The organism is Microbacterium testaceum StLB037, from assembly GCF_008763945.1.
Classification (GTDB): Bacteria; Actinomycetota; Actinomycetes; order Actinomycetales; family Microbacteriaceae; genus Microbacterium; species Microbacterium testaceum_G.
In genome coordinates this window covers 402,687-426,998 of record NZ_VTQH01000001.1, presented here as the reverse complement: position 1 = coordinate 426,998, position 24,312 = coordinate 402,687, and the positions used below count along the sequence as shown (strand labels likewise).

At 71.2% G+C, this 24,312-nt stretch carries 20 protein-coding genes; 12 read left to right on the top strand and 8 right to left on the bottom strand.

The window, feature by feature from the left end; all coding sequences use genetic code 11:
* Positions 1-130: 130 nt before the first annotated feature.
* Positions 131-3,823 (bottom strand): multifunctional oxoglutarate decarboxylase/oxoglutarate dehydrogenase thiamine pyrophosphate-binding subunit/dihydrolipoyllysine-residue succinyltransferase subunit, encoded by a 3,693-nt coding sequence (locus tag F9B98_RS02090; RefSeq protein WP_150952187.1) that lies wholly within the window; start codon positions 3,821-3,823, stop codon positions 131-133.
* A gap of 137 nt (positions 3,824-3,960) precedes the next feature.
* Here F9B98_RS02090 and F9B98_RS02085 point away from each other — a divergent pair, with 137 nt between their 5' ends.
* A complete protein-coding gene (locus tag F9B98_RS02085; protein ID WP_150952184.1) occupies positions 3,961-5,421 on the top strand; it encodes a GuaB1 family IMP dehydrogenase-related protein in 1,461 nt (486 codons plus the stop codon).
* Here F9B98_RS02085 and F9B98_RS02080 read toward each other — a convergent pair.
* On the bottom strand, positions 5,411-6,439 hold the full coding sequence (locus F9B98_RS02080; RefSeq protein ID WP_150952182.1) for a glycoside hydrolase family 76 protein: 1,029 nt from the start codon (positions 6,437-6,439) through the stop codon (positions 5,411-5,413). The genes F9B98_RS02085 and F9B98_RS02080 overlap by 11 nt on opposite strands.
* 157 nt (positions 6,440-6,596) lie before the next feature.
* Between F9B98_RS02080 and F9B98_RS02075 the strand changes: the two genes are divergently transcribed.
* Positions 6,597-7,940, top strand: a complete 1,344-nt coding sequence (locus F9B98_RS02075) for a hemolysin family protein (protein ID WP_150952179.1) — start codon at positions 6,597-6,599, stop codon at positions 7,938-7,940.
* Positions 7,937-8,992 carry a hemolysin family protein gene (locus F9B98_RS02070; protein ID WP_150952177.1) on the top strand — a complete coding sequence of 352 codons (1,056 nt, stop codon included), beginning with the start codon at positions 7,937-7,939 and terminating at the stop codon, positions 8,990-8,992. The genes F9B98_RS02075 and F9B98_RS02070 overlap by 4 nt, the downstream gene beginning before the upstream one ends.
* Before the next feature lie 200 nt (positions 8,993-9,192).
* Here the strand turns inward: F9B98_RS02070 and F9B98_RS02065 are convergent, their stop codons facing one another.
* Positions 9,193-10,251 carry an NADH:flavin oxidoreductase/NADH oxidase gene (locus tag F9B98_RS02065; RefSeq protein WP_150952174.1) on the bottom strand — a complete coding sequence of 353 codons (1,059 nt, stop codon included), beginning with the start codon at positions 10,249-10,251 and terminating at the stop codon, positions 9,193-9,195.
* A gap of 28 nt (positions 10,252-10,279) precedes the next feature.
* Between F9B98_RS02065 and F9B98_RS02060 the strand changes: the two genes are divergently transcribed.
* The 4 genes from F9B98_RS02060 to F9B98_RS02045 all read left to right on the top strand — a co-directional run bounded on the left by F9B98_RS02060 (position 10,280) and on the right by F9B98_RS02045 (position 14,264).
* On the top strand, positions 10,280-11,137 hold the full coding sequence (locus F9B98_RS02060) for an NAD(P)H-hydrate dehydratase (RefSeq protein ID WP_150952172.1): 858 nt from the start codon (positions 10,280-10,282) through the stop codon (positions 11,135-11,137).
* An 85-nt stretch (positions 11,138-11,222) separates the two neighbouring features.
* A complete protein-coding gene (locus F9B98_RS02055; RefSeq protein ID WP_150952167.1) occupies positions 11,223-12,530 on the top strand; it encodes a glycosyltransferase family 87 protein in 1,308 nt (435 codons plus the stop codon).
* Between the two features lie 55 nt (positions 12,531-12,585).
* Positions 12,586-12,912, top strand: coding sequence for an MTH1187 family thiamine-binding protein (locus F9B98_RS02050; RefSeq protein ID WP_150952164.1), 327 nt, complete (start codon positions 12,586-12,588; stop codon positions 12,910-12,912).
* A gap of 104 nt (positions 12,913-13,016) precedes the next feature.
* On the top strand, positions 13,017-14,264 hold the full coding sequence (locus tag F9B98_RS02045) for an MFS transporter (RefSeq protein ID WP_150955757.1): 1,248 nt from the start codon (positions 13,017-13,019) through the stop codon (positions 14,262-14,264).
* A gap of 48 nt (positions 14,265-14,312) precedes the next feature.
* On the opposite strand, the gene metX is transcribed toward F9B98_RS02045, so the two are convergent.
* The gene (gene metX, locus F9B98_RS02040; protein WP_150952161.1) at positions 14,313-15,518 is read right to left on the bottom strand and encodes a homoserine O-acetyltransferase MetX; all 1,206 of its coding nucleotides are present in this window, start codon (positions 15,516-15,518) and stop codon (positions 14,313-14,315) included.
* A gap of 116 nt (positions 15,519-15,634) precedes the next feature.
* On the opposite strand from metX, the gene F9B98_RS02035 reads away from it, so the two are divergent.
* Positions 15,635-16,333, top strand: a complete 699-nt coding sequence (locus F9B98_RS02035) for an SDR family NAD(P)-dependent oxidoreductase (RefSeq protein ID WP_150952158.1) — start codon at positions 15,635-15,637, stop codon at positions 16,331-16,333.
* A gap of 215 nt (positions 16,334-16,548) precedes the next feature.
* Here F9B98_RS02035 and F9B98_RS02030 read toward each other — a convergent pair whose 3' ends face one another.
* Positions 16,549-17,871, bottom strand: a complete 1,323-nt coding sequence (locus F9B98_RS02030; protein WP_150952154.1) for a bifunctional o-acetylhomoserine/o-acetylserine sulfhydrylase — start codon at positions 17,869-17,871, stop codon at positions 16,549-16,551.
* A gap of 146 nt (positions 17,872-18,017) precedes the next feature.
* Between F9B98_RS02030 and F9B98_RS02025 the strand changes: the two genes are divergently transcribed.
* A complete protein-coding gene (locus F9B98_RS02025; RefSeq protein ID WP_225310189.1) occupies positions 18,018-18,788 on the top strand; it encodes an SDR family oxidoreductase in 771 nt (256 codons plus the stop codon).
* Positions 18,789-18,904: 116 nt separating this feature from the next.
* On the opposite strand, the gene F9B98_RS02020 is transcribed toward F9B98_RS02025, so the two are convergent.
* On the bottom strand, positions 18,905-20,401 hold the full coding sequence (locus tag F9B98_RS02020) for an MFS transporter (protein WP_191966629.1): 1,497 nt from the start codon (positions 20,399-20,401) through the stop codon (positions 18,905-18,907).
* Between the two features lie 97 nt (positions 20,402-20,498).
* On the opposite strand from F9B98_RS02020, the gene F9B98_RS02015 reads away from it, so the two are divergent.
* From F9B98_RS02015 to F9B98_RS02005, 3 genes are all read left to right on the top strand, one after another.
* On the top strand, positions 20,499-20,984 hold the full coding sequence (locus F9B98_RS02015; RefSeq protein ID WP_150952151.1) for a phosphoribosyltransferase: 486 nt from the start codon (positions 20,499-20,501) through the stop codon (positions 20,982-20,984).
* Positions 20,981-21,667: a uracil-DNA glycosylase gene (locus F9B98_RS02010; RefSeq protein WP_150952149.1), complete on the top strand. Its 687-nt coding sequence runs from the start codon at positions 20,981-20,983 to the stop codon at positions 21,665-21,667. The genes F9B98_RS02015 and F9B98_RS02010 overlap by 4 nt, the downstream gene beginning before the upstream one ends.
* Positions 21,668-21,784: 117 nt before the next feature.
* Positions 21,785-22,396 (top strand): GNAT family N-acetyltransferase, encoded by a 612-nt coding sequence (locus F9B98_RS02005; RefSeq protein WP_150952145.1) that lies wholly within the window; start codon positions 21,785-21,787, stop codon positions 22,394-22,396.
* A gap of 361 nt (positions 22,397-22,757) precedes the next feature.
* Here the strand turns inward: F9B98_RS02005 and F9B98_RS02000 are convergent, their stop codons facing one another.
* Both F9B98_RS02000 and F9B98_RS01995 read right to left on the bottom strand, forming a co-directional pair.
* Complete coding sequence (locus tag F9B98_RS02000) at positions 22,758-23,078, bottom strand: protealysin inhibitor emfourin (protein ID WP_150952141.1); 321 nt, start codon at positions 23,076-23,078, stop codon at positions 22,758-22,760.
* Complete coding sequence (locus F9B98_RS01995) at positions 23,065-24,123, bottom strand: M4 family metallopeptidase (RefSeq protein WP_150952138.1); 1,059 nt, start codon at positions 24,121-24,123, stop codon at positions 23,065-23,067. Before F9B98_RS01995 ends, F9B98_RS02000 begins: the two co-directional genes overlap by 14 nt.
* Positions 24,124-24,312 lie beyond the last annotated feature (189 nt).

Sequence of the window (24,312 nt, the reverse complement as noted above, 5' to 3'; positions counted from 1 at the left end):
TTCCGAGGCGGGCCGCGGTGCGCGCTCCGCGACGGTCTGACGCGCGCGCGGCGCTGACGGCGAGCATCTGAGAAACGGCGAGGGGCCCGATCGACACGGATGTCGATCGGGCCCCGTCAGCGTTTCGGGATCAGCGCGCGAGCGCTTCCTTCATGATCGCGGCGTGCTCGTTCGCGTGCACCTTCGGCGAACCGGTCGCGGTCGACGCCGCGGCGGCGCGAGAGATGCGGCGGATCGAGCGGCCACCGAGCTGGTCGGCGACCTCGAGCGAGATGAACGGCCACGCACCCTGGTTCTCGGGCTCGTCCTGAACCCACACCAGCTCGGCGTTCGGGTACTGCTCCAGCACGCCGACCAGTTCTTCGATCGGCGCCGGGTAGTACTGCTCGAGGCGCACGAGCGCGATCTCGGGGTTCGGGTTCTTGTCGAGCTCGGCCCGCAGGTCCCAGTGGATCTTTCCCGCGTGCAGCAGGACGCGCTTCACCGCGCCCTTGTCGACTCCGCGGTTGTCGTCGAGGACGGGCTCGAAGCGACCCTCGAGGAAGTCCTCCACGGGGCTGGTCGCGCCGCGCAGACGCAGCATCGCCTTCGGGGTGAAGACCACGAGGGGCCGACGCGGACGCTGATACGCCTGACGACGCAGCAGGTGGAAGTACGACGCGGGGGTCGAGGGACGCGCGACGATCATGTTGTCTTGCGCGCACATCTGCAGGTAGCGCTCGATGCGCGCCGACGAGTGGTCGGGCCCCTGGCCCTCGTAGCCGTGCGGGAGCAGAAGCACCACGCTCGACTGCTGCGCCCACTTCTGATCGGCGGACGAGATGAACTCGTCGATGACCGACTGGGCACCGTTGGCGAAGTCGCCGAACTGCGCCTCCCAGAGCACGAGTGCGTCGCTTCGCTCGACCGAGTATCCGTACTCGAAGGCCATCGCGGCGTACTCGCTGAGCAGCGAGTCGTAGACCCAGAAGCGGCCCTGGTTCTCGCTGAGGTTCGCCAGCGGCAGCCATTCCTGGCCGTTGTCGCGGTCGTGCAGCACCGAGTGACGCTGCACGAAGGTGCCGCGGCGCGAGTCCTGACCGGCCAGGCGCACGGGCGTGCCCTCCATCAGCACCGAGCCGAAGGCGAGGAGCTCGCCGAACGCCCAGTCGATGTTGCCGTTGCGGCTCATGTCGAGACGCTTGTCGAGCAGCTGCTGCAGCTTGGTGTGCACCGTGAAGCCGTCGGGCTTGTTCACGAACGCGTCGCCGATGTGCTGGACGACCTCGCGCGAGACGCCTGTGGTCTCGGGAGCGCCGACCGCGGGCTCGTCCGCGGCGTCGGTGGTGACGACGGGGTTCGTGCCGGTCTCGGCCTCGTGCGTGTCGGCGAAGGCGACCTCGAGGCGGTTCTGGAAGTCCTGCTTCGCCTGCTCGTACTCGTCCTCGGTGATGTCACCGCGGCCGACGAGCGACTCGGTGTAGAGCCGGCGGACCGAGCGCTTGGCCTCGATGAGGTTGGTCATCAGGGGCTGGGTCATCGAGGGGTCGTCGCCCTCGTTGTGACCGCGGCGACGGTAGCAGACGAGGTCGATCACGATGTCGCGGTGGAACTCTTCGCGGTACATGAACGCGAGCTCCGCCGCGCGCACGACGGCCTCGGGGTCGTCGCCGTTCACGTGCAGGATGGGCGCCTGAATGGTCTTCGCGACGTCGGTGGCGTACACCGAGGTGCGGGCGTCCGTTGGCGTCGTGGTGAAGCCGACCTGGTTGTTGACCACCACGTGGATCGTGCCGCCGGTCCGGTAGCCGCGCAGCTGCGACATCTGCAGCGTCTCGACGACCACGCCCTGACCGGCGAACGCGGCGTCGCCGTGCACGAGGATGGGCAGCCACGAGAAGGTGCCGATGGGCTTGCGGTCCTGCTTGGCGCGAACGATGCCCTCGAGCACGCCGTCGACGGTCTCGAGGTGCGAGGGGTTGGCCGCGAGGTACACGGGGAGCTCGTCGCCGGCGTCGCCGACGAAGGTTCCCTCGGTTCCGAGGTGGTACTTCACATCGCCCGACCCGCGCTTACTGCCGATCGCGACGGCACCCTCGAACTCGCGGAACACGTGACCGTAGGTCTTGCCCGCGATGTTGGTGAGCACGTTCAGGCGGCCGCGGTGGGCCATGCCGATCGCCGCGCCGTCGAGGCCCGCGGAGGCGGCGCCCTGCAGGATCTGGTCGAGCAGGGGGATGAGCGACTCGCCGCCCTCGAGGCTGAAGCGCTTCTGGCCGACGTACTTGGTCTGCAGGAACGTCTCGAACGCCTCGGCCTGGTTCAGCTTCGAGAGGATGCGCAGCTGCTCGTCGTGGCCGGGCTTGGTGTACTTCACCTCGACGTTGCGCTGGAACCACTGGCGCTGCGCCGGGTCTTGGATGTGCATGTACTCGACGCCCATCGTGCGGCAGTACGAGTCGCGCAGGACGCCGAGGATGTCGCGCAGCTTGGCGACGCGCTTGCCGCCGAGGCCGCCGGTGACGAACTCGCGGTCGAGGTCCCAGAAGGTCAGCCCGTGCGACTCGATCTCGAGGTCGGGGTGGGTGCGCTGGACGTACTCGAGCGGGTCGATGTCGGCCATGAGGTGGCCGCGCACGCGGAACGAGTTGATGAGCTCCTGCACGCGCGCGCTCTTGTCGATGCGCTCGGAGATGTCGACGGAGATGTCGGCCGCCCAGTGGATGGGGGCGTAGGGGATGCGCAGGGCGGCGAAGATGTCGTCGTAGAAGCCGCGCTGCCCGATGAGCAGCTCGTGCACCTTCTTGAGGAACTCGCCCGAGCCGGCACCCTGGATGACGCGGTGGTCGTAGGTGCTGGTGAGGGTGATCGTCTTGCCGATCGCGAGCTCGTTGAGCGTCTTCTCGCTCGCGCCCATGAACTCGGCGGGGTAGTCGAGCGCTCCGGCGCCGATGATCGCACCCTGGCCGCGCATGAGGCGCGGCACCGAGTGAACGGTTCCGATGCCGCCGGGGTTGGTCAGCGAGACGGTGGTGCCCTGGAAGTCGGCCGGCGTGAGCTTGTTGTTGCGGGCGCGGCGGACGAGGTCCTCGTACGACGCGAGGAACTCGCCGAACGTGAGCGTGTCGGCGCGCTTGATGCTCGGCACCAGCAGCGCGCGGGAGCCGTCGGGCTTGGGCATGTCGATCGCGATGCCGAGGTTGACGTGCGCGGGGGCCACGACCGAGGGCTTGCCGTCGATCTCGGCGTAGTAGACGTTCTGGCTCGGGAACTCCTTGAGCGCCTGGATGAGCGCCCACCCGATGAGGTGCGTGAAGCTGACCTTGCCACCGCGCGTCCGCGACATGTGGTTGTTGATGACGATGCGGTTGTCGATCATCAGCTTGGCCGGGATCGTGCGCACGCTCGTGGCGGTGGGGACCGTGAGCGAGTCGTCCATGTTGGACGCCAGCGCCTTCGGCATGCCCTTGAGCACCGTCACGCGGTCTTCTTCGGTGCTCTCCGCGGCCGCGGAGGGAACCGCGTTCGGCGCCTGCGCCGGGATGGGCTGCGGCTTGGCCGGCTTGGCGGTGGTACGGGCGACGGGCGCCTGGCCGACCACGGGGATGGGGGCCGTCACCGGCTTGGGCTCGGATGCCGCCGGCGCCTGCGGCGCGGAGGGCGGGGGAGCGGCGGCGGAGGACCCGTCGACGACCGGGTGGTACGCCTCCAGGATCGGCCACCAGGCCTTGTCTACGGAGTGCTTGTCGACTTTGAACTGTTCGTAGAGTTCGTCTACGAGCCACTCGTTCGCGCCGAACTCGCCCTCGCTCGAAGTACCGACGCCCGTCACCTGGCTCGACACAGTCGATCGCCTGCTTTCCTCGATGAAGATTCCTGTGGATACGCGGACGTCGCCGTCTCGCGTTCCGTCCAGCCTAGCCGAGGTTTCTGGACGCCCTTCGGGTCTTTACATTCCCCTGATGTGGTGAGGTGGATGCCATGGAGTTCTCCGGTGCGCAGCCCGATGTCGACCTGACGTATTCCGACGTCTTCCTCGTCCCCCGTCATTCCGAGGTGCGAAGCCGCCTCGACGTGGACCTCGCCCCCGCCGACGGCAGTGGCGCGACCCTCCCCCTGGTCTCGGCCAACATGAACTCGGTCACGGGGACGCGGTTGGCGGCGACCCTGGCGCGTCGCGGCGGCCTCGGCGTCCTGCCGCAGGACATGGCGCTCGACGACCTCGTCGAGGCCGTGTCGTGGGTGAAGGCCCAGCCCGCGGCGTGGGACACCCCGCTGATCCTGCCGCCCGAGGCCACCGTGGCCGATGCCCGCCGGATCCTCCCCGCCGTGCCCGGCCGGGGCATCGTCGTGGCGACCCCTCGCGCCGACGGTGTCGTCGACCTCGCCGACGTGCGCGGCATCGTGCCCGCCGGGCGTCTGGCCACGGCTCTGCCCGACGCGACCCTCGGCGACATCGCGCGCCGCGACGCCGAGCCGATCGACGCCGCCGACGTGCACGACCCGCGCGAGGTCTTCGCCCGCATCGAGGCCGCGGGCGTCGACATCGCGCCGGTGGTCGACGGCGACCGGCTGGTCGGCACCCTGTCCGCGCGCAGCGCCCTGCGCGCCTCCGTCTACCGCCCCGGCGTCGACGCCGACGGGCGTCTCATCGTCGCCGCGGCCGTAGGGGTCAACGGCGACGTCGCCACCAAGGCGCGCGCCCTCGCGGACGCCGGCGTCGACGTGCTCGTCGTCGACACCGCGCACGGTCACCAGGCGCAGATGCTGCGGGCGCTGCAGGCGGTGGCATCCCTCGATCTGGGTATCCCGATCGCCGCCGGCAACGTCGTGACCGCCGACGGCGTCGCCGATCTGACCGGTGCGGGCGCGACGATCCTCAAGGTGGGCGTGGGCCCCGGCGCGATGTGCACGACCCGCATGATGACGGCGGTCGGGCGCCCCCAGTTCTCGGCGGTGCTCGAGACCGCCGAGGCGGCGCGGAGCGTGGGTGCGCACGTCTGGGCGGACGGCGGCGTGCGCTACCCGCGCGATGTCGCCCTGGCGCTGGCCGCGGGCGCGGCCTCGGTCATGGTCGGCTCGTGGTTCGCCGGAACGATCGAGGCCCCGGGGGAATTGCTCGCCGACGCGGGCGGCCGGATCTACAAGGAGTCGTGGGGCATGGCCTCGACGAAGGCCGTGCAGGGGCGCTTCGGCGGCCTCGACCCCTTCGAGCGTGCCCGCAAGGAGCTGTTCGCCGAGGGCATCTCCTCGTCGCGCATCTACCTCGACCCGCAGCGACCGGGCCTGGAAGACCTTCTCGACATGATCACCTCAGGTGTGCGCTCGTCGTTCACGTACGCGGGGGCGGCGACCGTCGCCGAGTTCCACGAGCGTGCGCGGGTCGGCCTGCAGTCGGCCGCCGGGTACGACGAGGGCAAGGCGCTGCCGGTCAGCTGGTGACCGCGCGCTCCAGGCCGGCGGCGGCCTCGAGCGTGATCCAGGCGCCCAGCTGCACCGAGAGGTCGAGGTCGTCGCCCTCCGGCCGGGCGGGACGACGCGGATCCGACGGGAAGAGTCCATCGCGGCGGCCCTCCCACAGGGCGTCGGCATTGCGTTCCACGAGGCGCCGGGCCTGGCGAGCGGCGTCGTCGTCCGCGGCATCCCCCCGCTCCGCGAGCTCCACGGCCGCCTGGGCGAGATAACGGGCCAGGATGCCGGCGAACAGGCCGCCGTCGCCCCCTCCGGCCGCCGGGAACAGACCGTCGTCGTCCGCGCACCACCGCTCGACCGCGCGCACCAGCGCCCGCGCACGTTCGCGGTGATCCCGCGCCCCGCCCGCAGGGGCGGACCCGTCGAGCAGGAGCTCGAGGCCGATCACCGCGCCCTGGTTGTACGTCCACAGGTCGGGGCGCACCTGCCCGCGTTCGATGCCGTCGCGCACCAGATCGGAAGCGGGTTCGTCGAGGACGGATGCCATCCACTCGGCGAGTCCGGCGGCCTCGGTGCGGCGGCCGGTCAGGGCGAGCACCATCCCGCCCGGGGCGTTGGCGGGCGCGTTGTACAGCTCGCTGCCCACGCGCCAGGGGAGGGCGCCCACGGTCGGGTCCACGGCATTCGCGAGCAGGCGCGCGATCTTGCGCAGCGCGCGGGGGTGCCGCCCGCTCCGCGCGAGGGCAAGACCCATCCAGGCGATGTCGTCGTAGAAGGGCGTCGTCCATCGTCCGACGGTGCGCAGGGTCACCCCACGGGCCACGCGCCGGATGAGGCGACGTCGGCGGGCGTCGGGGCGGTGCGTCTCGGCGTCGGCGAGCACGTGCAGCAGGTGCGCGTGCCACCAGTAGTGCCACATCCGGAGGTTCTCGCGACCGGGCACCGCGGCGTGCGCCCACGCGACCGGACCGTAGCGGTGAAGATAACGATCGAGCACCGCTCGTTCCGCGGCGGCGGCACGGTGCTGCGCCGGGGTGTCGGCATCCATTCCTCCATCCTCTCCAGTGCTCGCGGATGTGCACGAGACGGATGCCGTCGGGCCCGGGCTGCAATAGAATCGTCCGCACGATGGACGACCCTCCCAGTTGTAGACCCAGGCCCCAACGACCCTCTTCCGCCGAGCGATCGAGCGGGGGTGATGCCTGATGGATTACGTCATGCTGGTTGTGGGGCTCGTGCTCACCGTGGGAACCGGACTCTTCGTCGCGAGCGAGTTCGCCCTCGTCAACCTCGACCGCGCCGATCTCGAATCGCGCCGTGCCGCCGGAGAAACCCGGCTGTCGCTGACGATCGACGCCCTGCGCATCACCTCGACGCACCTCTCGAGCGCCCAGCTCGGCATCACGCTCACGACGTTGCTCACCGGTTACACGATGGAGCCGGCGATCTCGAACCTGCTGCGGCCCGTCTTCCAATCGTGGGGGCTGCCCGAGGCGCTCACCGTCTCGGTGGCCGCCGTCATCGGCGTCGGCTTCGCGACCGTGCTGTCGATGATCCTCGGCGAGCTGGTGCCCAAGAACTTCGCGCTGGCGATCCCTCGGCAGACGGCCAAGCTCGTCATGCCCTTCCAGGTCGCCTTCACCGCGGTGTTCAAGCCCGCGATCGTGGTGCTCAACGGCAGCGCCAACGGCGTGCTGCGCGCGATGGGCGTCGAGCCCAAGGAGGAGCTGTCGGGAGCGCGCTCCGCCGAGGAGCTGTCGAGCCTGGTCAAGCGATCGGCGAGCGCCGGCATGCTCGAGAAGGACACGGCATCCCTCCTCGACCGCAGCCTCACCTTCGCGCGCCTGAGCGCCGCCGACGTCATGACCCCGCGACCCAGCGTGCACGCGCTCGCCGCGGGCGATCCCGCCGACGACGTGGTGCAGCTCGCCCGCCGCACCGGTCACAGCCGCTTCCCCGTGTACGGGGAGTCGATGGACGACATCGTCGGCGTCGTGCACCTCAAGGCCGCGATCGGCGTGCCGCGGGAGAAGCGCGGCGAGGTGCCCGTCGCGGCGTTGTCGACCGAGCCGCTGCGCGTGCCCGAGACCGTGCATCTCGACGCCCTCGTGTCGGAGCTGCGTTCGCGCGGCTATCAGATGGCGATCGTCATCGACGAGTACGGCGGCACGGCCGGGGTGGTGACCCTCGAAGACCTGGTGGAGGAGATCGTGGGCGAGGTGCTCGATGAGCACGACCGCTCGCGCGCCGGTGTCGTGCGCTCCGCCGCGTTCGTCACCTTCCCGGGCGACCTGCGCCCCGACGAGGCCCTCGACCGCGCCGGCGTGCGCGTGCCCGAGGGAGAGGTCTACGACACGGTCGGCGGCTACATCATGGCCGCGCTCGAGCGCATCCCCGTCGTCGGGGACACGGTCGACCTCGAGGACGGCCGGCTCGCCGTACAGCGCATGGACGGCCGTCGCGTCGACCGAGTGCAGTTCACCCCGAACCCGGTCGAGCAGGACGTCGACGAGCTCGTGCGCGCCGCGAAGGGCGGTGACCAGCGATGAACGACTGGGCCGGAATCGCCTGGCTAGTGGTCCTGTTGGCCGCCAACGCCTTCTTCGTCGGCGCGGAGTTCGCCGTTATCTCGGCGCGCCGCTCGCAGATCGAGCCGCACGCCGAACGCGGCTCGCGCGCGGCCAAGACCGCGCTGTACGCGATGGAGCACGCGACGCTCATGCTCGCGACCTGTCAGCTGGGCATCACGATCTGCTCGCTGCTGATCCTGAACGTCTCGGAGCCCGCGATCCACCACCTGCTCGAGGGGCCGCTGGGGCTCACCGGGTTGCCCGAGGCCGCCGTCGGCGTGATCGGCTTCGTCGTGGCGCTGCTGCTGGTGTCGTACCTGCACGTGGTGTTCGGCGAGATGGTGCCGAAGAACCTCGCGTTCTCGCTGCCGGATCGCGCCGTTCTCATGCTCGCCCCGCCGCTGGTCGCCGTCTCGAAGGCGTTCCACCCGATCATCGTCGCCCTCAACTGGACGGCGAACCACGTGCTGCGCCTGTTCCGGGTGGAGCCGAAGGACGAGGCCGCCTCGACCTACACGCTCGACGAGGTGGCCACCATCGTCACGCAGTCGCGCCGCGAGGGCGTGCTCGACGACTCGGCGGGCACGGTGACCGCCGTGGTGGAATTCACCGAGAAGAAGGCCGCCGACATCGCCGTGCCGGTGAGCGCCCTGGTGACCTTGCCCGAGACCACCACGCCGGCCGAGATCGAGCGGGCGGTCGCCCAGCACGGGTACTCGCGCTACGTGATCGTCGACGAGAGCGGGCACCCCACCGGATACGTGCACCTGAAAGACGTGCTGCGCGCGGCGGAGGGATCGGATGCCGACATGGCCCGCCCCATCCCCGCCAAGCGCGTGCACCACATGGTGTCGATGCTCGAGACCACCGACCTCGAGGACGCCCTGGCACTCATGCGCCGCTCGGGTCGCCACCTCGCGCAGGTGCGCGACGAGCGCGGCGACGTGCAGTCGGTGCTCTTCCTCGAGGACGTCATCGAGGAGCTCGTCGGCGAGGTGCAGGACGCCACCGAGCGTCGCCGCTTCGCCTGAACGCAGACACCGGATGCCGCGGGGCCTGGGCCTCGTACCATCCGGTGTCTGCGTGTGGGGGCGTCGTCGCGCGAGATCAGGTGATCTGGCGCGTCGGGACGGCGGTGCGGCGCGAGATCACGTGATCCGGGCGAGAGCACCTGCCGTGGCGTGTGGTTTCGGCGAGATCACGGGATCTCGCGCGTGGGGCGGGGCGGGTGTCAGTACGCGCGGAGGTACTGCGCGGGGGCGGGGGAGTCCGCACCCAGGGCCGCGGCGGCGCGCAGCGCGTAGTGCGGGTCGCGCAGCCACTCCCGACCCGACAGGATCGCGTCGGCGCGGCCGTCGGCCAGGATCTGCTCGCCGAAGGTGGGGTCGTCGATCATCCCGACGGCGGCGACGGGCAGGCCCGTCTCGCGGCGGACGGCCGCGGCATAGTCGACCTGGTAGCCCGGACCCGGCACGATGCGCTGCTCGGGCACGAGCCCGCCGCTCGAAACATCCATGAGGTCGGCGCCCGCGTCGGCGACGAGGCGTGCGGCCGCCACGGTGTCGGCGACGTCCCAGCCCCCGGGGGCGGCGTCGGTCGCCGAGAACCGCACGAACACCGCAGCCTCGCCCGCGGCCTCGCGGACGGCCTCCGTCACGCGGACGAGAAGGCGAACGCGGTTCTCGAACGATCCGCCGTACCCGTCGTCGCGGTGGTTCGTCAGCGGCGAGAGGAACTGGTGGAGGAGGTAGCCGTGGGCGGCATGCACCTCCACGACCTGGAATCCGGCGCGAACGGCGCGGCGGGCGGCATCCGCGAAGTCGGTGACGACCTTCTCGATCCCGGCGGCGTCGAGGGCGATGGGGGCGGCGAAGGAGTCGTACGCCAGCGCCGAGGGGGCCACCGTCGTCCAGCCGCCGTCGGCGTGCGTGACCGAGCCGCGGGCGCCGCTCAGGGGCGAGGACGTCGAGGCCTTGCGCCCCGCGTGGCTGAGCTGGATTCCCGCCACCGCTCCCCGCGAGCGGATGGCGGCCACGATCGGAGCCCACGCCTCGGCCTGGGCATCGGTCCACATGCCGGCGTCGTCGGGCGAGATACGGCCCTCGGGCGAGATGGCGCTGGCCTCGGCGATCACGAGTCCCGCTCCGCCGGCCGCGAACTGCGCGAGGTGGACGTGATGCCATTCGTTCGGCATGCCCTCGATCGCGCTGTACTGGCACATCGGAGACACCCAGAGGCGGTTGCGCATCTCGATATCGCGGATGGACAGGGGTGTGAAGAGGGCACTCATGGGGGCCTTTGCGTTCTAGGGTGACGCCATGACGGCGAAGGATTTCGGCGAGCAGGATGTCGCCCGCGCACTGCGGAAGCCAACGGCGGACGATGACAAGTATTCCCGCGGGGTGGTCGGCCTGCGGACGGGCTCGACGCGGTACCCGGGTGCCGCCGTTCTCGGCGTCGAGGCCGCGTGGCGCACCGGCACGGGAATGGTCCGCTACCTCGGACCTGCTCGCGCCCAGGACTTCGTGCTGCAACGACGCCCCGAGACCGTGACCGCCGACGGACGTGTGCAGGCCTGGGTGATGGGATCGGGCACGGATGCCGCCGAGCGCGACGCCGAGGAGACGGCGGCGCTGCGCGGCATCCTGTCGGGCGCCGTCCCGGTCGTCGTCGACGCCGGAGCTCTCGACCTCGTTCCCTCGGCGACGGCCCCCGTGATCGTCACGCCGCACGCGCGAGAACTCGACCGGCTGCGCGACAGCCTCGGGATGCCGGCGGCCGACGCCCGCGACGATGACGCGCGCGAGAAGGCGGCACGCGAGACGGCCGAGGCCTTCGGGGGAGTGGTGCTCTCGAAGGGCGCTGTCACGATCGTCGCCGCGGCGGGAGGGTGGATGCGACGGGTCTCGGCGGGGACACCGTGGCTCGCGACGGCGGGCACCGGCGATGTGCTCGGGGGCGTGCTCGGAGCGGTCCTGGCGGGGTCGGTCGCCGCCGGGCGGGACGGGATCGAGGATCTGGCCGCCTCGGCCGCGGCGGCCGCATGGCTGCACGGACGGGCGGGGCGGGTGGCATCCCTCGCCCTTGGAGAAAGCGGCGGACCGATCACCGCGCTCGACGTCGCTGAGGCGCTCCCCGGCGTCGTGGCCGCGGTGCGGGGGGACTCGATCGCGTAACGGTTCACCCCGCCGAGGCACGAGACGGCGGCCCGCGACCGGCGTCCGTCCAGGTCGGCGAGCGCCGCCCGCTTAGGATGAGGCGGTGTTGAGGCGTGTCATTCCCCTGTTGGTCGCGTTCGTCGCCGTACACGTCGTGGTGGGGATCCTGGGCTATCAGCAGCCCAACGAGCCCATGGGCGACGTCTACCTGGTGTACGAACCGTGGTCTCGGTGCGCGCTCTTCGGCGGCATCGACGTGACCTCGTGCACGCGCAGCGACGCATGGGCGTGGCCGGGGATCACCGAGAAGTGGATCTACCCGCAGCTCGCGTTCCTGCCGATGACCTTCGCGTGGGTCTTCGCCTGGGCCGTCGGATACACCCCCGCGTGGGCGATCACCGTCGCGCTGTTCAACCTCGTCGCCTTCGTCGTGCTGGTCGGCAAGGGCCGCTCGACCGGTCGCGTGCTCGCCGCGTGGTTCTGGCTCGCCGCCATCCTGTTGATCGGACCCGTGGGCCTGTATCGCATCGACGGCATCACGGTGCCCTTCGCGATTCTCGGCAGCATCTGGATGCTCCGGCGCCCGTTCGTGGCATCCCTTCTGCTCTCGATCTCGGTGTGGATGAAGGTGTGGCCCGCCGCGATCCTGGCCGCCGGCCTCATCGTCGTGCGCCGTCGCCTCGCGCTCGTGTGGGGAGCGGTCGCGGTGTCGCTCGCGACCATCATCCCGGTGGTGGCTCTGGGCGGGGCGCCCTACGTCTTCGGTTTCGTGGGGGATCAGACCTCGCGCGGCATCCAGATGGAGGCTCCCGTCGGGGGCCTGTACATGTTCCTCGCGGCGTTCTACGTCCCCGGCAGTGAGGTCTACTACGACGGCGGCGTCCTCACCTTCCAGGTGACCGGGCCGGGCGCTGAGCCGCTCATCGCCGCGATGACGCCGATCATGCTGCTCACGATGGTCGCGGTCGCGGTCGTCGGCGTGGTGAAGATGCGCCGCGGCGCGACGTTCCTCTCGCTCTTCCCGCCGCTGTCGCTCGCGCTGGTGACCGCGTTCATCGCCCTGAACAAGGTCGGCTCGCCGCAGTACTACGTGTGGTTGTTCGCCCCCGTCGTCCTAGGGCTCATGATCGACCGACGCCGCTGGTACGCGTTCGCGGGCATGACGCTCGTGATCGCCGCGCTCACGCAATGGATGTACCCGCTGCTGTACGACGGGCTCATGGCCACGCACCCGAACCCCTTCCCGGTGGTGGTCCTCGAGGCGCGCAACCTGCTCGCGCTCGTGCTGCTGGTGTGGGCGATCGTCCGTGTCGTGCGCGTTCCCACGGGGCGCGTGCGTCCGCCGGCCGGGCTGCGCGAGATCGTCACGGGCCGTCGGCCGATCCCCGACCGGGTTTCGTCCGGCCGCTGAGCGCGGCGCGGGCCGAGCCGTTCCGCCCGGTGGGGCGGAGACGTAGTCTCGAGTCATGCTCATCGCTTTCTCGGTCGCCCCGTCCGGTGTCGGCACCGCCGCCGCGGAGAACTCCGACGGATCGGTCCACGATGCGGTCGCCGCGGCCGTCGCCGTCGTGCGCGCCTCGGGCCTGCCGCACCGCACGACCTCGATGTTCACCGAGATCGAAGGGGAGTGGGACGAGGTGTTCGCCGTCGTCAAAGCGGCGACGGATGCCGTGATGCCGTACGGCTCGCGCGTCTCGCTCGTGCTCAAGGCCGACATCCGCCCTGGGCGTACCGGCGAGCTCGACGGGAAGATCGAGCGCCTCGAGGACGCGCTGGAGCGGCGCGAGGACTGAACCGCGCGGGCGCCACTCCCGACTCTCGAAACGATTCGACCTGGGCCGCTCCCGCCGACTACGATCGGCGGGTGACCTCTTCGACGACCTCGAGAGGTGCGGCGATGCGGGCGCTCCTTTCTCTCGCCATCGGCAGTTTCGGCATCGGCATGACCGAGTTCGTGGTGATGGGGCTGCTGCCCAACATCGCCCGCGAGCTCGTCCCCGGTGCGTGGGCGGCATCTCCCGACGACGCGATCGCACAGGCGGGGTGGCTCATCTCGCTGTACGCGCTCGGCGTCGTCGTCGGAGCCCCCACCATCGCCGGCTCCGTCGCCCGCTTCCCGCGCCACCGCGTGATGATCGTGCTGGCGGCGGCGCTGGCGTTCTTCACCCTCCTGACGGTGATCGCCCCCACGTTCGAGCTCGTCGCGGCATCCCGCTTCCTCGCCGGTCTCCCGCACGGTGCATACTTCGGCATCGGTGCTCTCGTCGCCGCGGACGCCCTGGGCCCCGGCAACCGTGCCAAGGGCGTCGCCTTCGTCCTCACGGGTCTGACCATCGCCAACGTCGTCGGCGTCCCCCTCGGCACCCTCCTCGGGCAGCAGGTCGGCTGGCGCGCGGCCTTCGCCGTGGTCACGGGCATCTTCCTGCTCGCGACCATCTGCATCGCGATGTTCGTGCCGAAGCACCCCGGGTCTCCCGGGCGTCGCCTGCGCGACGAGCTGCGGGTGTTCCGCATCGGCCAGGTGTGGCTCGCCCTCGGCATCGGCGCGATCGGCTTCGGCGGGTTCTTCGCGATGTACAGCTACATCGCCCCGATGATCACCGACGTCGCCGGACAACCCGAGTGGACCGTCTCGATCGTGCTCGTGCTCGTGGGCATCGGCATGACGATCGGCAACATCGTCGGGGGCGCCCTCGCTGACAAAGACCTGCGGTTCTGGCTGTTCGCGGGCCTCGTCGCCCTCGGCGTGGCATCCGTCGGTCTGGCCCTGACGGCCGGCTGGATCGTGAGTCTCGTGTTGTTCGCCTTCCTCGTGGCGTTCTGCGGATCGGCGCTCAGCCCCGCCATCCAGACCCGCCTGATGGACGTCGCCGAGGACAACCAGTCGATCGCCGCCGCGCTCAACCACTCGGCGCTGAACATCGGCAACAGCCTCGGCGCGTTCCTCGGCGGTCTCGCGATCGCCGCGGGGCTGGGTCTCGTGGCCCCCGCGTGGGTCGGGGCGGTGCTCGCCGCGGGCGGGCTCGTCGTCGCCGTCGTGGCGTACCGGGGCGAGGACCGCAGCGGACGCCACCCCGATCACCGGATGCCGGCCGCCGAAGCCGCGCAGACCGCCATCACCGGATCGATCCCGACGCAGGGCTGACTCGGGCGGGGGTGGACGGATGCCGGGGGCTCACGGCATCCGGGATCGTCAAGCCGCGAGCAGTCGGCGCAGGTGCGCGGCGACCGCGGCGGTCTCGATGAGGAAGCCGTCGTGGCCGAAGTCGCTCGACAGGACGATCGCGCTGTCTCCGTCGAGGGTGTTCGGGATGCCGCGGGCGATGCGGTGCTGTCCGTCGATGGGGAACAGGCGGTCGCTGTCGACGCCCAGGACGAGGGTGGTGGCGGTGACGCGGCGCAGGGCGTCTTCGACGCCGTCGCGGTCGCGGCCGACGTCGTGCGAGTTCATCGCCTCGACGAGGACGAGGTAGCTGTTCGCATCGAACCGGCGGGTGAACTTGTTGCCATGGAAGTCGAGGTACGACTCCACCGCGAAACGGCCCCCGCGGCCGAGCGGGCTCACTCCCGACTGCCACGACCGCTGGAAGCGCTGGTTCAGCTCGGTGGGGCTGCGGTAGTTGAGCAGCGCCATGCGCCGGGCGAGGGCGAGACCGCGGTGCGGGCCGTCGCCGTCGCCGGAGTCGTAGTACTCGCCGCCGGCGAAGCGCGGGTCGACGCGCACGGTGTCGAGCTGCACCGAGTTCAGCGCGATCTGATCGGCCGTGGTGATGGGCGGGGCGGAGAGGATGGCCGCGCGCTCGACGCGATCGGGGAACCCGACCGACCACTCGAGAGCGTGCATCCCGCCCATCGAGCCGCCGACGACCGCGTGCCAGCGCTCCACGCCGAGGCGGTCCGCGAGCAGGGCCTGGGCCTTCACCTGGTCGCGGATGGTGAGGTAGGGGAAGCGCGAGGCCCACTCGTAGCCGTCGGGCGCGATGCTCGCGGGGCCGGTGGAGCCCTGGCATCCGCCCAGCATGTTGGGGGCCACCACGAAATACCGGTCGGTGTCGATCGCGGCACCCGGGCCGACGAGGTCGCTCCACCATCCGGCCGTGGGGTGTCCGGGGCCGGCGGCCCCGCGCACGTGGCTGTCGCCGGTGAGGGCGTGCAGGATCAGGATGGCGTTGTCACGGGCGGGGGAGAGTTCGCCCCAGGTCTCGAAGGCGAGGCGGAACCCCGGGAGGGACTCGCCGCTCTCGGTCTCGAAGGCCCCGAAGGCGGCGAAGCGCCGGTCGCCGACCGGGTCGCCGTCGCGCCAGGCCCCCGTCGCGGGCGGGCGGCCGAGGAGCGAACGGGCGTCGGCCTCCGTCACCGGGGCCGAGGGCACCGTGTCTTCGGAGATCTGCCAGTCCATGGCATCCATTCTCTCCGGTGTCGGCAGGGTCGATCGGACTGTTACGGTCGCGGACGACCGCGGACGCGCTTGTCAAGAACCCGCTTCCGTTCGGGTGGGGTCGTCATGATCCGGGCATGGCGAACTTCCTCCTCATCGCGGCCTCGAGCGACATCGGTCAGGCGACGGCGAAACGACTGCAGGGCGCGGGACACCGCGTCGTGACCACCGCGCGGGATTCCTCGCGGATCGAACCCGATTTCACCCTGGATGCCACGGACTTCGACGCCGTGGATCGCGTCGTGGCCGAGGCGGGTGAGCTCGACGGCATCGCGGTGTTCGCGGGATCCATGCTGCTCAAGCCCGCGCACCTGACCTCGCGCGAGCAGTACGACGAACTGATCGCGGCCTCGCTGACGACAGCGTTCGCCGCCGTGCGTGCGGCGGGCTCGCACATGCGAGACGGGGGCGCGGTGGTGCTCGTGTCGTCGGCGGCGGCCCTCGCGGGGCTGCCGAACCACGACGGGATCGCCGCGGCGAAGGCCGGGGTCATCGGTCTGACGCTCTCCGCCGCCGCGAGCTACGCCGCGCACGGGCTGCGCGTGAACGCCGTGGCGCCGGGCCTCGTGCAGACGCGGTTGACCGAGAAGCTCACCTCGAGCGACATGTCGCGCAAGGTGTCGGAGGCGATGCACCCGCTGGGCCGCCTCGGCGAGCCCGACGACGTCGCGCGGGCCGTGGAGTTCCTGCTCGCGCCCGAGAACGCGTGGATGACCGGACAGGTGCTCGGTGTCGACGGGGGCCTGGGGAGCCTGCGTCCGCGTCAGAAGGTGTGACCGCGGCGGGCGCCGACCTCGCCCTCGCGTGAGGGGTCGTTCTCTGTCGCCGAGCGAGCGGCGGGGCGACACTTCTCGACCCCTCACGCGAGAGGGATACGCGAACGCCCCGAGTCCTGGCGCGGGGGATACGCGAACGCCCCGAGTTCTCGCGCAGGGGATACGCGAACGCCCCGACCCGGGAAGACCGGGGCGGGGCGTTCGACGTGTGCGGCTCAGGCGCGAGCGGCCTCGGACAGGCGGCGCGCCGCGGTGAGGGCCTGGTCGAGGTCGGCCTTGAGGTCGTCGATGTTCTCGAGGCCCACCGACAGGCGCACCAGACCCGGGGTCACCCCGGCCGTGAGCTGCTGCTCGGGCGTGAGCTGCGAGTGCGTGGTGGACGCCGGGTGGATGACGAGCGAGCGCACGTCGCCGATGTTGGCGAGGTGGCTGAACAGGCTCAGCGAGTTGACGAACTCGCGGCCCGCCTCGACGCCGCCCTTCAGCTCGAACGACAGCACGGCGCCGACGCCCTTGGGGGCGTAGTTGTTGGCCGCGGCGTACCAGGGCGAGGTGGGAAGGCCCGAGTAGTTCACCGTCGCGACGTCGGGGTGCGACTCGAGCCACTCCGCGATCTCCTGCGCGTTCTGAACGTGGCGCTCGATGCGCAGCGACAGGGTCTCGATGCCCTGGATCAGCTGCCACGCGCTCTGCGGGGCGATCGACGCTCCGAGGTCGCGCAGCAGCTGGACGCGCGCCTTGATGATGTAGGCGAGGCCGTCGCCGACCGCCTGCGTGTAGACGGCGCCGTGGTACGAGGGGTCGGGGGTGGTCAGACCGGGGAAGCGGTCGGAGTGCTCCGACCACGCGAAGGTGCCGCCGTCGACGATGACGCCACCGATCGTGGTGCCGTGACCGCCGAGGAACTTCGTGGCCGAGTGCACGATGATGTCGGCGCCGTGCTCGAAGGGACGGATGAGGTACGGCGTCGCGATCGTGTTGTCGACGATGAGCGGCACGCCGGCCTCGTGCGCGACATCGGCGACGGAGCGGATGTCGAGCACGTTGATCTTGGGGTTGCCGATGGTCTCGGCGAAGAACAGCTTGGTGTTGGGGCGGACCGCCGCGCGCCACTCCTCGGGGTCGTCCTGGTTCTCGACGAACGTCGTCTCGATGCCGAGCTTGGCGAGGGTGTACTTGAAGAGGTTGTAGGTGCCGCCGTAGATCGAGCTCGACGAGACGATGTGATCGCCCGCCTGCGCGATGTTCAGCACGGCGAAGGTCTCGGCCGCCTGGCCGCTGGCGACGAGGAGGGCGCCGGTGCCGCCCTCGAGGCCCGCGACGCGCTGCTCGACGACGTCTTGCGTGGGGTTCTGGATGCGCGTGTAGATGTTGCCGAACTCGGCCAGCGCGAACAGGTTCGCGGCGTGGTCGGCGTTGTCGAACACGTACGAGGTGGTCTGGTAGATCGGGGTGGCGCGAGCCTTGGTCACCGGGTCGGGCTGCGCGCCCGTGTGGATCTGCTTGGTCTCGAAACGCCAGTTCTCGGGTGCCGACATGACTGCTCCTCAGCTTCTGGAGGCCGGGCGGTCGCCGTGGCCTGCTGCGAGCGTAGGGACCGCCTCCGACACCGACAAGCGTCCCGGACACGGGCCGTAACACCCCGGCGATCCCGGTGTCGGAGGGGACCGATAACGTGGATGCCATGACACGACGCGCAATGGTGACCGGGGCCAGTTCGGGTATCGGAGAGGCGACCGCACGCCTTCTGCGGTCGCGCGGGTGGGAGGTCGTGGGCGTCGCCCGCCGCGCCGAGCGCCTCGCGGCTCTCGAAGCGGAGACGGGGGTCGTCGCGCATGCGGCCGATCTGACCGACGCCGACGACATCGCCGCTCTGACGTCGTGGCTGAGCGAGACCGGGGGCCTCGACGCCCTCGTCCACGTCGCGGGCGGGGCGCGCGGCAGCGACCGCGTCGAAGACGGCGATGCCGAGGACTGGCGCTGGATGTTCGAGGCGAACGTGCTCTCGGGGCAGCGGCTGGTGGCATCCCTTCTGCCGCTCCTGCGCGAGGCCGCGAATGCGGCCGGTCACGCCGACCTGCTCTTCGTCACCTCCACCGCCGCGCAGACGGCCTACCCGGGCGGCGGGGGATACAACGCGGCGAAGGCGGGGGAGTCGATGCTCGTGCACGCCCTGCGGCAGGAGCTCAACGGCGAGCCGCTGCGCGTGATCGAGATCGCCCCGGGCATGGTGCACACCGAGGAATTCACCCTGAACCGCCTCGGCGGCGATCAGGATGCCGCCGACAAGCTGTACGAGGGTGTCGAGGCGCCGCTCGTGGCCCACGACGTCGCCGACGTGATCGCGTACGCGCTCGACGCGCCCGGTCACGTCAACCTCGACCTGGTGACCATGCGCCCGGTAGCGCAGTCGGCGCAGCACCTGCTCGCGCGCGGGCCGCTGAAGACGCGCTGACGCGCGCCCTGCGGGGTTCCTCCGGCGCCGCGGTGACACCCCGCGGGCGCCGCGGTGACCCTCCGACGCCGTGGCGCCGGGAGGCGATCCCGGCGGGCCGCTGAACCGCGAGCCGGTCAGCCCAGTTCGCCGCGCGCGGCCGTGGCGGCGACCTCGGTCGCCGCGTCATCCGCGAACGCGACCTTTGGCACGAAGAACAGCAGCACCGCAGCCAGCACGCCCCCCGCGCTGCAGATGACCCACACCGCGACGTACCCCGCGAAAGGTGCGGCCGTGCCCAGCGCCGTGCCCGCACCGCCCGCCAGCACCACGCCGAAGATCGCCGACGACATCGTTCCGCCCACGGTCTTGGTCGTGTTCGTCATGGCCGAGGCGACACCGGTCTGTCCGCGTGGAGCGGCCGCGGCCGCGGCGGCGGGCATCGCCGCGACGAGAGCGCCCGCGCCGATCCCGGCGATCCACAGGCTCCCGAGGAACTGCCACAGTTCGCCGTGCAGCACCAGCAGAAGCGCGTAGCCGATGCCGACGAGGGCGGCAGCTCCGATGAGCACCACGCGCGGGCTGGCCCGGCGCGAGGTGACGGCGAACAGCACCGCCCCCAGGATCAGGGAGAGCAGGTAGGCGCCGACGACGTTGGACCGCTGCGTCGCGTCCAGGCCGAGCCCGTACCCCAGGGCGGGGTCGGTGCCTACGTAGGTGACGAGCGGCCCCTGGGCCCCGAGCAGGCTGATGCCGACGAGGAAGGCGGTGGCCTGCACGGGCCACATCTCGGGGCGGCGGAGCATGCGGATGTCGATCGCGGGGTCGCGTTGACGCAGTTCGAAGCGCACGAAGACGACGCTCAGGACCACACCGATCACCAGCAGCCCGACGATGACGGCCGGGCCGGGGCCGGCGGGCAGTCGGACGAACGACAGGGCGCCGGTGATGAACAGCAGGGCCCCGGCGAGGATGACGAAGCCGCGCACGTCGAGCCGACGTTCCCCGTCCACGCGCTCGGATTCCGGCACGCCCAGCCCGATGGCGAGGCAGACGAGGGTCACGACGACGGGCGGGATCAGCATCGACAGCTTCAGGTCGCCACCGGTGGCGGCGAAGACGCGACCGGCGATGAGCGCGCCGACGATGCCGCCGAACTGGAGCCCGACGACCAGAAGACCCGCGGCGCGACGCGTCTGCGAGACCCCGCGTGCCCGGCGCCGACCGCGATCGAAGATCAGCGCGATCTCCAAGGGCAGCCACACGATGTACAACCCCTGGAACGCCCACGCGACGAGGAAGGTCGCGAACGAGTCGGCGAACACCAGCGCCCAGCTCGCCACCGCCGTGGCGATGGCGGAGAAGAGCAGGATTCGCTTGTGGCCGAACATGTCGCCGAGCTTGGCGAGCACGGGCAGCACGAGGGCTCCCAGCAGCAGTTGCGCCGCCTCGAACCAATTGACGTCGGCGTCGCGGATGCCGAGGTGCTTGACGATCTCGGGCAGCAGGGGGATGTAGAAGCCTTGGAGGATGCCACTGGCCAGCTCGACGAGAACGAACCAGCCGATGAGGCCCGCGGTCACCCCGAGCGCGGACGTGCGCACCCGGGTGACCGCGCCGGAGACGCGCGACATGGCGAGAGAGTAGCACCGCCACGGAGGGCCCCGAGACGCGATGCGAGCGGGGTCGTCGGCGGGCTCTAGGGTGAGGGGGACGACGAGAGGGGCCCGCGTGGCTGAGGAACGCGAACGGTTGAGCTGGGACGAGTTCGGAGCGGCGACGAGGGACATCTCTCGCGCGATCGTCGCGGACGGTTTCGAGCCCGAGGTGGTGGTCGCCATCGCCCGCGGGGGACTGCTGCCGGGAGGCGCGATCGCCTACGGTCTCGGCGCCAAGAACTGCGGAGCGCTGAACGTGGAGTTCTACACCGGGGTGGGCACGGTGCTCGATGCGCCCGAGGTGCTCCCTCCGGCCCTGGACCTCTCGTACCTCACCGGCCGGCGTGTGCTCCTCGTCGACGACGTCGCCGACAGCGGCCGCACGCTGGATCTCGCGGTGAAGCTCCTGAACCGGCAGGGCGCCGACGTGCGCTCGGCGGTGATTTACACGAAGCCCACCACGATCATCGCCCCCGACTACTCGTGGCGCGACACGTCGCTGTGGATCGAGTTCCCCTGGTCGCACGTCGGATCGGTGCGGGAGGAAGACGCCGCGTGAGCGCTCTCGCGCTTCCCGAGCTCGCCAAGGCGGGGCTCATCGACCCCTCGTGGATCGCACCCCTCAAACCGGTCGCGGCCGACATCGCGGCCGTGGGGGAGCGTCTGCGCGCGGAGGGCCAGCCCTATCTCCCGGCGGGCGACCTCGTGCTACGGGCGTTCCGCACCCCGCTGGACGCGGTCCGCGTCCTCATCGTGGGCCAGGACCCTTACCCGACCCCCGGGCACCCGATCGGTCTGTCCTTCGCCGTCGACCCGCACGTGCGGCCGCTCCCGCGGAGCCTCGCCAACATTTACCGCGAGCTGTCCGACGACCTGGGCATCGCCCCTGCGCCGCACGGCGATCTCTCCGCCTGGTCGGCTCAAGGCGTCATGCTGCTGAACCGGGTGCTGACCGTGGCGCCGGGGGCACCGGCATCCCACCGCGGATGGGGGTGGGAACGCGTGACCGAGCACGCCATCCGGTGCCTCGTCGCGCGGGACGCTCCGCTGGTCGCCGTGCTGTGGGGCAAAGACGCGCAGGGCCTCGCGCCCCTGCTCGGCGGCACCGCGATCGTCGCGTCACCGCACCCCTCGCCGCTCTCGGCGAGCCGCGGCTTCTTCGGATCGAAGCCCTTCTCGCGCGTGAATGCCTTGCTCGAGGAGCAGGGTGCGACGCCGGTGGACTGGCGCCTCCCCGCCTGAGATTCTTCGATGACGGATGCCATGCCGCGGTGACGTCCGTCGGCGCTCGGGATCCCGGCATCCGGAGTCTTCCCGCCCGTCACACGCGCGAAACCGCGACGGCCGTAGAGTGGCGGGGTGCTGGAAGAGGAGTACGAGAAGAGCCGGCGGCGGTTGCCCGCCCACCTGCGCCCCGCGCCGAAGCCGGAGCAGCCCTTCTCGTTCGAGATCCGCCCCGCGACCGAGGCGGACATCCCCGACATCCGCGAGATCTACAACTACTACGTGCGCAACTCGGTCGTGACCTTCGACGAGAAGGCCTGGTCGCTCGCGAAATGGCGCGACAAGTTCGCCACCCTGCACAAGCTCGGCCTGCCGTTCCTCGTCGCCCAGTCGCCGAGCGGCCAGATCCTCGGCTACGCGCTCGTGCAGCCCTGGCAGTCGAAGTCGGCGTACCGGTACACCGTCGAGAACTCGATCTACCTCGGGCAGGCGGCCGCGGGGAAGGGCCTCGGCCGCGCGCTGCTCGAGGCGCTGATCGCTGCGTGCCAGGAGCTCGGCATCCGCGAGATGGTCGCCGCCATCAGCGACAAAGGCGCCGACGCCTCGATCGCCCTGCACGAGAAGCTCGGCTTCACCGAAGTGGGCCGGATGGGCCGGGTCGGGTTCAAGTTCGGCCGGTGGCTCGGGGTCGTCTACCTGCAGAAGAGCATCCCGTCGAAGAAGAAGCGGCGGAAGCTGTTCGGCTGAGCCGGGCGGGGCAGGATCCGGGGTCCCGGGCGTCCCGGTCCGGATGCGGGGTTCGGTCGCGCGGGTTCAGCAGGCGTGTCGGGCGGGCGGGGCGGGCTGCGGGGGTTCGGTCGCGCGGCTTCAGCAGGCGTGTTGGGCGGGCGGGGTGGGCTGCGGGTCGATCGCGTTGGTGCGGGGCCGCCGGCGGGCCGGGCTCCGGAGATTCGGCATCCGGATGCCGTGTACCGGTGTCGTGGACGGTGTCGCGCGGCGATTCTCCGGAGCGGCGGCCGATCACCCTTGGCCGGCGGCGGCGAGGAGGACCGGCGGTCTCACGCGGAGCGCGACGCGACGTGCCCGGTGGGCAGGTCGACGCGGCGCCTCAGCGCTCGCGCGAGGGCGACGGAGCGGCCTGGCGCACCTCGTCGACCAGCGTGCGCCAGGGTCCCTCGACCTGACCGTCGGCCAGGCGTGCCTGGTGAACGGCGGTGTCGCCGCGATGGACCTCGATGCGCCACTGATACCGGTCGGCGCCGCGGGTCTCGGCGGGAGGGGCGTCCCACGGGCAGCTTTCGACCAGCTGCCGCCAGCGGGGGAGTCGGTCGCGGTCGGGCTCGGCGCGCCACTGCTTCGACAGGCCCGCGATGCCGCCCGAGCGCACGACCAGCACGCTCCAGCGCTCTTCGTCGTCAGGCTCGGGCATCCTCCTCGACGCCGACCCCGGCCCATGCGGCGCGGACGGCGGCGACCTCCTCCGACTCCTCACCGTACTCGCTGGCCGCCGATCGCAGGGTCGCGGTGGCGAAGGCCGAGAAGTCGGCCGTGGTCGACAGGGTGCCCGCGGTGATCGTGCGGTACCAGATGAGCCCCGCGCGCTCCCACGCGAACCCGCCGAGGGCGGTGGCGGCGAGGTAGAAGGCCCGGTTGGGGATGCCGGAGTTGATGTGCACCCCGCCGTTGTCGTCGGTGGTCTCGACGTAGTCGCGCATGTGCCCGGGCTGCGGGTCTTTTCCGAGGACGTCGTCGTCGTACGCGGTGCCCGGGGCCTTCATCGAGCGCAACGCCTCTCCTTGCACGGCCTCGGCGAAGATGCCCGCGCCGATCAGCCAGGTGGCCTGGTCGGCGCTCTGGCCGAGGTGGTGCTGCTCGGCGAGCGCTCCGAACACGTCGGAGAGTGACTCGTTCAGCGCCCCGGACTGCCCCTGGTACTCCAGCCCCCCGGCGGCCTCGGTCACCCCGTGGCCCAGCTCGTGCGCGATGACGCTCAGCGAGCGGGTGAAGCCGACGAACACGTCGCCGTCGCCGTCGCCGAACACCATGCGCTCGCCGTTCCAGAACGCGTTGTCGTAGTCGTCGCCGTAGTGCACGGTCGCCAGCAGCGAGCCGCCCGCGCCGTCGATTCCGTCGCGCGCGAAGGCGTCCCAGAAGAAGTCGTACGTCTCACCCAGCCCGTCGTAGGCTTCGTCGACGGCCGCGTCGCCGCTCGGTCCGTCGTCTTCGCTGCGGACGCGCCGACCCGGGAGGTTCTCGGTGTTCGCGGCATCCGAGATGATGCGGTCGGGGGCGGGACCCGTCTCGGCGACGAGGGTGTCGCCGTCGATGGACAAACGCAGCCGCGTGCGTGTGGGGCGTGGAGGCCGCGGGGCGGCGAGGGTCTTGCGCGCGGCAGCGGCGGCCCGGGCCAGGCGCGGGTCGTCGGTGGAGGCGAGTCGGTCGAGCAGGAACGGGGGAACGATGCCGGGGGTCATGCGCCGAGGCTAGCGCCGACCTCCGACATCGCGGCAGCCCTTGATCGGCGCGTGCGCGGCGCGTCCGAAGCGCCGGGGTCTCGGCATCCGGCGTGAGAACAGGGGAGGAGATGAGAACAGGGGGATCCGGGCGAGAACGGCCTGTTCCGGTGACGTCGTCCTGTTCTCGCGACACGCGGGCGCGCGGGC

Coding starts and splice junctions, on each gene's coding strand:
- F9B98_RS02085 (WP_150952184.1), top strand. CDS start 3,961: ATGGAGTTCTCCGGTGCGCAGCCCGATGTCGACCTGACGTATTCCGAC.
- F9B98_RS02080 (WP_150952182.1), bottom strand. CDS start 6,439: ATGGATGCCGACACCCCGGCGCAGCACCGTGCCGCCGCCGCGGAACGA.
- F9B98_RS02075 (WP_150952179.1), top strand. CDS start 6,597: ATGGATTACGTCATGCTGGTTGTGGGGCTCGTGCTCACCGTGGGAACC.
- F9B98_RS02070 (WP_150952177.1), top strand. CDS start 7,937: ATGAACGACTGGGCCGGAATCGCCTGGCTAGTGGTCCTGTTGGCCGCC.
- F9B98_RS02065 (WP_150952174.1), bottom strand. CDS start 10,251: ATGAGTGCCCTCTTCACACCCCTGTCCATCCGCGATATCGAGATGCGC.
- F9B98_RS02060 (WP_150952172.1), top strand. CDS start 10,280: ATGACGGCGAAGGATTTCGGCGAGCAGGATGTCGCCCGCGCACTGCGG.
- F9B98_RS02050 (WP_150952164.1), top strand. CDS start 12,586: ATGCTCATCGCTTTCTCGGTCGCCCCGTCCGGTGTCGGCACCGCCGCC.
- F9B98_RS02045 (WP_150955757.1), top strand. CDS start 13,017: ATGCGGGCGCTCCTTTCTCTCGCCATCGGCAGTTTCGGCATCGGCATG.
- metX (WP_150952161.1), bottom strand. CDS start 15,518: ATGGACTGGCAGATCTCCGAAGACACGGTGCCCTCGGCCCCGGTGACG.
- F9B98_RS02035 (WP_150952158.1), top strand. CDS start 15,635: ATGGCGAACTTCCTCCTCATCGCGGCCTCGAGCGACATCGGTCAGGCG.
- F9B98_RS02030 (WP_150952154.1), bottom strand. CDS start 17,871: ATGTCGGCACCCGAGAACTGGCGTTTCGAGACCAAGCAGATCCACACG.
- F9B98_RS02025 (WP_225310189.1), top strand. CDS start 18,018: ATGACACGACGCGCAATGGTGACCGGGGCCAGTTCGGGTATCGGAGAG.
- F9B98_RS02020 (WP_191966629.1), bottom strand. CDS start 20,401: ATGTCGCGCGTCTCCGGCGCGGTCACCCGGGTGCGCACGTCCGCGCTC.
- F9B98_RS02000 (WP_150952141.1), bottom strand. CDS start 23,078: ATGCCCGAGCCTGACGACGAAGAGCGCTGGAGCGTGCTGGTCGTGCGC.
- F9B98_RS01995 (WP_150952138.1), bottom strand. CDS start 24,123: ATGACCCCCGGCATCGTTCCCCCGTTCCTGCTCGACCGACTCGCCTCC.